The 7383-nt window shown below is 68.9% G+C and carries 5 protein-coding genes; all 5 read right to left on the reverse strand.

The features are described 5' to 3' along the window. Positions 1-9: 9 nt before the first annotated feature. Positions 10-1167 (reverse strand): diguanylate cyclase domain-containing protein, encoded by a 1158-nt coding sequence (locus MTE01_RS14885; protein WP_103209880.1) that lies wholly within the window; start codon positions 1165-1167, stop codon positions 10-12. Next, positions 1164-2783 (reverse strand): sensor histidine kinase, encoded by a 1620-nt coding sequence (locus MTE01_RS14890; RefSeq protein WP_141378221.1) that lies wholly within the window; start codon positions 2781-2783, stop codon positions 1164-1166. Before MTE01_RS14890 ends, MTE01_RS14885 begins: the two co-directional genes overlap by 4 nt. A gap of 342 nt (positions 2784-3125) precedes the next feature. Beyond that, on the reverse strand, positions 3126-3677 hold the full coding sequence (locus MTE01_RS14895; protein WP_116240138.1) for a GIY-YIG nuclease family protein: 552 nt from the start codon (positions 3675-3677) through the stop codon (positions 3126-3128). Positions 3678-3710: 33 nt separating this feature from the next. Continuing rightward, positions 3711-5984 carry a maltose alpha-D-glucosyltransferase gene (gene treS / locus MTE01_RS14900; RefSeq protein ID WP_371861628.1) on the reverse strand — a complete coding sequence of 758 codons (2274 nt, stop codon included), beginning with the start codon at positions 5982-5984 and terminating at the stop codon, positions 3711-3713. Between the two features lie 131 nt (positions 5985-6115). After that, positions 6116-7330 (reverse strand): MFS transporter, encoded by a 1215-nt coding sequence (locus MTE01_RS14905; RefSeq protein ID WP_246078323.1) that lies wholly within the window; start codon positions 7328-7330, stop codon positions 6116-6118. Positions 7331-7383 lie beyond the last annotated feature (53 nt).

Consider the following 7383-nt stretch of genomic DNA (forward strand, 5'->3'; position numbering starts at 1 on the left):
GGGTCGCTCTCAGGCGAGCCCGAACGCCTGCTCACCCGTCTCGGCGGCGCGGGCAGCGGCCTCATCGGCGCGGCTCGTGAGGGCCACCGAGTGGTAGCCGTGGTCGGCGGCAACGGCCAGTCCGACGCCTACGGCGGGCACGATGGCCGCGCCGAGTCGTGCGAGATCCGCGACCACCCGTTGGTGCAAGATCCGGGCAACGCGGCGGACATCGGTCGCCGGCGTCGTTGTGAACGCGACGGAGAGGCCGGCGGCATCCGTCTCCCCCACCAGCGCCATCGTCGGCGCGTGCCGACGAACCGACGCCCGCACCTCGAGCGCCAGTCGTTCCGCGTCGTCGGGCCCGAAGGCCACGGCGACGCGCTTGAGATCGTCGATCCGGATTCCGATCACACAGACCCCCTCGCCGGCGGCCTCGGCGCGACCGCAGACGATGGCCAGAGTGGACTCGAAGGATTCGCGGAACAGCACGCCGTGGGCGTCCACCGAGAGTCGCCGCACCTCGGATGTCCCGCGAAGCGCGGACTCGTTCGCCCGGAGGACCGAAGTCACCACGAGCGCCGCGATGACGAGCGCAATCGTCAGAATCGCCGAAACCCGCGTGTCGAAGACGTCGCGGAACAGGTCGCTTTCGGGTCCGAGCCACAGGAACACGACGGCGCGCGCGACGAACCACGCCGTCTCGACCACGAGGACCGCCGTCAGCCCGGACGAGCTCCAGCGCCGAGCGATCGCCCCTCTCCGTGTCTCGACCGCTCCGGTCGCCGCGAAGACGGCGTTGCCGAGGAAGAACGGCACGGCTCCCGCCCATGACCCGCCGCCGGGGCCGGCTGCGAGAGCGGCGACCACGACCACCAGCACCGTCGCGCTGAGGACGATCGCGGGTCGGCGCACCGAGCGGCCGTTGAACGCGACACCGCCCAGCCAGATGAAGCCCGTCGCGGCGACGAACGCGCCGTTGCCCACAGCCACCGCCACGTACACGTCGGGAAGAAGCAGCCACGCGAGGTAGCAGGTCGCCGAAAACGTCCCCGAGAGGTAGGCGCTCGCCCACAGGCGCCCGGGGAGACCGTCCTTGAGCATGAGAGTGTCGAGCAGGTACATCACCGTCGAGGCGACGATGACCAGCGTGGCCGCTGTCTGCAAGGTGAGGACGTCGAGAATCACGGGGTCTCCCTCGGTTCGCGGGGCAGCCGGACGGTGAAGGTCGCGCCTTCACCCGCCGCCGTCACTACGGTGATCTCGCCCCCGTGGGCGCGAACGAGGTCGCGGCTGATCGCCAGGCCCAGGCCGCTGCCGTGGGTCGACGACATGCGCACGGCGTCGCCCCGGAAGAACCGCTCGAACAGACGAGGCTGCTCGCTCGCGCTGATCCCGGGCCCGTCGTCCGTGACCGTGACCGTGACCGAATGCGGGTCGTCGTTCACCGACACGGCGACCGATCCCCCGCGAGGGTTGTACTTGACGGCATTCGACAGCAGGTTGTCGATGACCTGGCGTACACGTCGCCCATCGATGAAGGCCCGAGCGGGCGCGAGATCCCCCGCCTCGATCCGGATGCCATGGTCTTGCGCCCGCGGAGCGATCGACTCGATCGCTGAACGCACGATGGCCGAGACGTCGGTCGGCCGCAGGTCGAGTTCGACGCCGAAGCCCTCCCGGGAAGTCGACGAGACCGCGAGGATGTCGGCGACGAGTTCGAGCAACCGCGAGGCATTGCGCTCCGCGACCTCCAGGCGGTCCCTCGTGCCCCCGTCGAGGGAGTCGTTGTCGAGGGCGAGCTCGAGGTAGCCGATGATCGACGTCAGCGGTGTGCGCAACTCGTGCGAGACGCTCGACACGAGATCCTCGCGGGCGCGACGCGCCTGTTCCTCCACCGTGACGTCGCGCGATACGACCACTCCCCCGGTCTCCTCGGAATCACTGCCGGGTAGACGTCGTGAGGTGATGCTGAGTGCCCGGCGGTCCTCGCCGGGCGAGCCGTACCAGACCACCTCTGCCTCGAAGGTCTCGCCCGAGCGCGCGCGAGCCAGCGGCGTCGCATCGGGGGCGATCGCCGTCGATCCGTCGGCAGCGAAGACGGCGATCTCCCGTCCGAAGGCGTCGGTGCTGTTCAAGAGGAGTCCGTGGGCGGTGTTGGTCACGGAGAACTCTCCCGCGGGAGTGATGCGCGTCACGCCGAAGTCGACGGCATCCAGAACCTCGGTCACCAGATCCTCTTGACGCCGGGCGCGATCGAGGGCGCGGCGCAACTCGGCGGACTGCTTTTCGAGCAGAACGCGTTGAGCGCGTCCGCGCCGCGCCGTGAGCGCAGCCATCGATGCCAGCGCCGCCACGGTGAACGGCAAGACCAGAGTCGACGACGCGAACCGCTGCAGGTCATCCGTCGCGAGCTGATGGACGACGACGGCCGACACCGTCAGCGAGACGGCGATGACACCGCGCAGGCCGAACACCGTCCCGATCCAGATCGCGGGGAAAGTCCACAGCAGCCCGAGGCCCGCCAGCGGGGCGCTCTCGCGCATCACGGCTATGGCCACGACGTCGAGGATCGGGAGGACGCCGATGACCCACCTCGGCATTTTCTGCCAGGGCAGGAGCACGGCGGCGATCGCACCCGCGAAGACAAGGGCGGTACCCGCGAAGAAGAGCGAGGCGTGGACCACCTGCCCGACCATGATCGACACGACCGCACCCAGAAGGGTCGCCGCCGCGAGCAATGTCTGACTCGCCACGATGCTGCGACGCAGACCGAAGCGCTCGCTCGGGGTCGGGGGCGCCATGGCCTCGACGATAGCGTTTCACTCGCGTGCGGCACGGGCAAGGGCCCGCGGCACGCCGTTCACGCCCTGTTCACGCCCCGGCCGGGGGTGTCGGAACCCGAAGTCGCCCTCGAAGTTTCCGCCGACGTCGCCGCCTCCGGTCTCCATGGCGCGCGCATCGGCGACTCCGGCATCGAACGTTCCGGGTCGGCCTCGGACAAGCCCATGATGTCGATTCTCGGGTCGCCTGCCCGAACGATCGGGCCGGGTGCTCGGAACGACCAGAGGCGTGCGGAGGCCGTCGAGCAGGCGGAATAGACCGGCCCAGACGCCGCTCGGACGCGATGGGGCGACTGCCATCGGTCATCCCCGCAGCGCCACCGCCGCGCTCGTCCACCGGGCGTACAGCGCCCACGGGTCGTCGACGCCCGCCGCGAGCTCAGCCACGTGCGCGTCGAGCACCGGGCTTCTGCGGAACCATTCGGTTCTGCCGAGACGCTCTTCGGCGAAGAGAGCGTGCCGGCGCCGCTCCACCAGCCGGTCTCCGGGTTCGAACGCGAGGAGCTCATCGTGCCAGATCGCCGTCAACCGCCGACGGGGGTTCGCGGTGGTTCCGATCTTGATGCGGTCGTCGAATCTCACGTAGTAGACCACGTCCACGCGCGGGGGCGGGAGCTCACCGTCCACGGCCTCGCCGTGCCGCCACTCGCACACCGCGCACAACCATCCGCTCGGCCACCGCACCCCCAGGCGCGACCCGCAGAGTCGGCACGGCGTCGGCAGGACGTCGGTCGCCCCCTCATGCGACGCCACCCAATCGGCGCTGACGGACAGGTGCCACGCGCACAGCGCAACCGGCGCGAGCGCCTCTGCGAGCTCGAGACAATCCGGCACGAGGCAGTCGAGGGCGGGCATGCGCTCACGCTACGCCCCGCCCCCGACATCGTCTCAGTCCTCGACGACCGGTGCCTCCAATACGAGGAACAGACCTGCGTACGGGCCGAGCTCGAGGGAGAAGCTCTGCAGCTCGTCCACGCGTCCGACGGGCTCGCCCGTGGCGGCGTCGATGGCCGTGCTCTGGGGAACGAGCCACTCGGACCTCACGGTGCCCTCGATCGTCTCGCCCGAGAAGTTCAGCACCGTGATCTGCAGCGGAGCCCCCTCGTCGCGTCGGTCGCCCCCGTCGAGACGGTGGACCATCACGAGCATGCTGGGGTGACCGACCTGCGGGATGTCGACCTGCGAGGCGATCGCGATGCCGTGGTCGCCGCGAATCCGCAGGATCTCCTTCAGCCCCGAGAGGAACGACTCCGGGTCCTCCCGCTGCTGACCGAGCGAGCCGTAGAGCGCCCGCGCCCGCGGCACCCCCGATATCGACGACGACGCCTCGGGCGCCACATCGAGCAGGTCGTGCGCTCCGCGCTCGATCCAGCGGGTGTCGCCGCTCGAGATGAGGTGCCGCACGTCGTCCGCGGGCAGCGTGAGCGAACCCGTCAGATCCCACCCCGACAGAGCGAAGACACCCGGCTGCCAGGAGTTGTACTTCGCGAGCAGCAGGTGCGCGTCGCGGATCGCGGGGATGTCCTCGTCGGTGATGTCATCGAGCGTCGCCTTGCCTTGCGTCGCGGCGATGAGGGATGCGGAAGTGCACGCGATGCCGTTCTGGGTGAAGACGAGGTTGTAGTCGGCGTCGACCGTGAGCTTCTCGGTCAGTTCGGCCCGCACGATCTCGGCGATCTCTCCACCGGTGTGCTCCTGATGACGGAAGGGATAGGCCGTGTCGCGGTGCGTCGTCGCCCAGTGCACGAGCTCATAGGTCAGCTCGTCGTGGTTCTGCATGCCGTGGACCAGTTGCACGGGCTCGACCCCGGTATCGAGAGCGGTCGTGAGCGCGAGTCGAAGGAACTCGGTATTCGCCGTAGCCAGGGCGTGGTGGTAGCCGGGGCGCGTCACGAAGTCGTAGGACAGATCGGCGCCCACCGCGCTCGTGTCGCGGATGTCCTCCATCGTCAGGTTCAGCTCCTGGAAGGTGAAGCCACCCACCTTGCGCACCATGCCCGCGATGATGTGGTTCGCCGCGTGCGAGAGGGGATGCCCCTCCGACCATGCCGGCAGGCCCTCCGCACTCTTCTCGACCCCGAGGAAGCCGTTGGCATCGAGGCGCAGCGCGCTCGTGCCGAGGTCACCGAGCGAGTGCAGCGCATCGCCGATCACCAGCCGCATCCCCGCGAACGTGGGGTCGAGCCAATTGATCGAGGGCTGGCCCTCCTTGAAGTAGTGCAGGTAGACCCAGCGCCGTTCGAGACCGTCGGTACCGACGACCGGTGCCGTGGTGCTCCAGTTCGTCTCCTTCACACCGGGGGTGTAGAAGATGACGCGCTGCAGCTCACCGATGATGTAGCCACGCGCGCTGAGTTCGCGTTCGGTCTCTGCGTCGAGATTGACCGAGTCGCGGCCCGCGGGCACGTCAGGCAGCAGGCCCCAGTCCTCACGCGGGATCTCGACCATGTGGTAGATGCCGGGGTAGTCCTTGTACGCCATCTCGGCGAGACGGAAGTCCGCACCCTTGCCGGTGTGGCCGGGGACGATGTCGTCGATCACGCTGCCACCGTGCGACTCCGCGACGTCCGCGACACGGCGGAACGCGTTCTCGTCGCCGAACTCGGGATCGATCTGCGTGCTGATGCGGTCGAAGTGACCGTCGACGCTCGGCGTCTCTTGCCACCCGGTGATGCCGCCCGCGCGCTTGACGGGCCCGGTGTGGATGCCGTTGATCCCCACCCACTCGAAGGCATCCCAGAGGGCCTCGTCTCCGAGAGCCTCCAGGAAGGACTCCCCCGGTCGCGTGATCAACGAGATGGGATACGCCGTGAACCAGACATCGGTGGACTCGATCGCCCGACGCGCGTCGGGCCGCGCATAGGGATTCCGCCACATCGACGGCTGCCCCGACAGCTGGCGGCTCAGCACGTCGGCATCTTTGAGCATCGACTGCCGAACGAGCCACTCCACGTACGACGGGTTGCCGCCGTTCGCGTTGCGAGGGTCCGTCAGAAAGCGCCGCAGCGTTCCGCCGCGGAACTGGTCACGCGGTCGCAGCCGCCGCGGCCGCGCCGGGTACCGCTGCTCGTCGTAGCTAATCTCCGTCGCGTTTTCGATCACCTCGTCCGCGTCGATCGGTTCCCCTTCGCTCCGACCGGCGTCGACCATCTCGTCGTCCATCACAGCGCGCTCATCGGCGTCGTCCACTCCCAGCCTCCTTCACGTCTTCTTCGACGGTAGTCTCTTCCGCCGACATCGACCCCGGCCATTGACCTCGACCCGCCGAGTGCCGATAGATACGCCGCGCCGCCTCACCGTGCGCCGGCGGGCGCCGAACGCAGAGCCACCGCGGCGATCAGCAGCGCGAGCACGCACATCCCGAGGACCGCCGAGAGGAATACCACCCATCCCGCCGAGGCGAAGACGAGACCGAGCGCCCATCCGAACAGGCTCGAGCCCGCGTAGTACCCCAAGTAGTAGAGGGAGGACGCCTGAGCCCGCGCTTCCGCGTCCGCCGCCACCGGCGTCCACCCCGATGCGACCGCGTGCGCCGCAAAGAAGCCCGCGGTGAACGCGAGGAGTCCGGCGATCACGGCCGCCACCGAGGGAAGCAGCATGGCGCCCACGCCGACCGCCATCATCGCGATACCGGCCAGAAGAAGCGGAAGCCGCCCGTATCTCACGGCGAGAGCCCCTGCTCGAGGGGACGAGACCGTCCCCGCCAGGTAGGCCAAGAACAGCAGCGTCACGACGGCCGGCGCCAGAGAGAACGGCGGCTCCGCCAGGTGGAAGCCCAGATAGTTGTAGACGGCGACGAAGGCCCCCATCAAGAGGAAAGCCTGAGCATAGAGAGCGAGCTGCACGGTCGATCTCAGGTTGAGACCGAGTCGACGACGGACCGTCACCCCCTTTCCGGCGCGCGATCGCCCGGGAACGAAGCCCCGTGCGGCTGGCACCAACGTCAGGAACACCGCCGCCGCCACGACACAGAGAAGTACGACGGATGCCACCCCCCACCGCCACCCGGCGAACTCGGAGATCAAGCCCGAGGCGACACGGCCCGAGAGACCTCCCACTGTCGTGCCGGCGATGTATGAGCCCGCGGCGGCCGCCACGAACCGCGGCGATACCTCCTCGCTGAGGTACGCAAGAGCGACCGCGGGCACCGCGCCGAGGGCGATGCCTTCCACCAATCTCAGCGCCAGCAGCACGCCGAGGTCGTGCGCGAACGGGGTGACGGCGCCGAGGAGCGTCGCCGCGATGACACCGATCGCCATCGCCGGTACACGTCCGATCCGATCTGCCACGAGCGACCACGGAATGACCGCGGCTGCGAGACCGAGAGTGGATGCCGACACCGTCAGAGCAGCACCGGCGGGGCCGGAACCGACATCGACGGCGATCGACGGGAGCACTGCCTGCGTCGCATACAGCTGGGCGAACGTCGCCACCCCACCGAAGAAGAGTCCGATCAACAGGAGCCGGTATTCGCGACTCCCGGGTAGGTGTCCGGAGAAGTCGCTCACATCCTCGATTTTATCGGCCCGGTCGCGGGTACGACGAGGCGGTGGTGGGTGTT

The organism is Microbacterium testaceum (genome assembly GCF_006539145.1).
GTDB classification, from domain to species: domain Bacteria; phylum Actinomycetota; class Actinomycetes; order Actinomycetales; family Microbacteriaceae; genus Microbacterium; species Microbacterium testaceum.